Source organism: Pseudoduganella ginsengisoli, from assembly GCF_009720865.1.
GTDB classification, from domain to species: domain Bacteria; phylum Pseudomonadota; class Gammaproteobacteria; order Burkholderiales; family Burkholderiaceae_D; genus Rugamonas; species Rugamonas ginsengisoli.
Genome location: NZ_WNLA01000111.1, coordinates 1 through 256, shown reverse-complemented (window position 1 = coordinate 256; position 256 = coordinate 1). Strand labels below are relative to the sequence as shown.

Genomic DNA, 256 nt, shown 5'->3' with positions numbered 1-256 from the left:
CAGCTACCGGCGTCGACATTGCGTACACGGTCACGCAGGAAGACAAGGCGGGCAACTTCAGTGCGCCGTCGCAGGGCCTGAAAGTGACGATCGACCGCACGGCGCCGGCAGTGCCGGCAGCGCCGGGGCTGGTGTCGGATTCGGGTGTGCCGGGCGACCGCATCACCAATGTCAACAAGCCAATCATCAGCGGCACGGCGGAAGCCAACAGCACGGTGTCGGTATATGACGGCGGCACGCTGATCGGCACTGCGCT

At 65.6% G+C, this 256-nt stretch carries 1 protein-coding gene; it reads left to right on the top strand.

Annotated elements, in window-relative coordinates; genetic code table 11:
* Positions 1-256: Ig-like domain-containing protein (locus GM668_RS30815; protein WP_170305937.1), on the top strand; the 256-nt coding region annotated here is incomplete at both ends.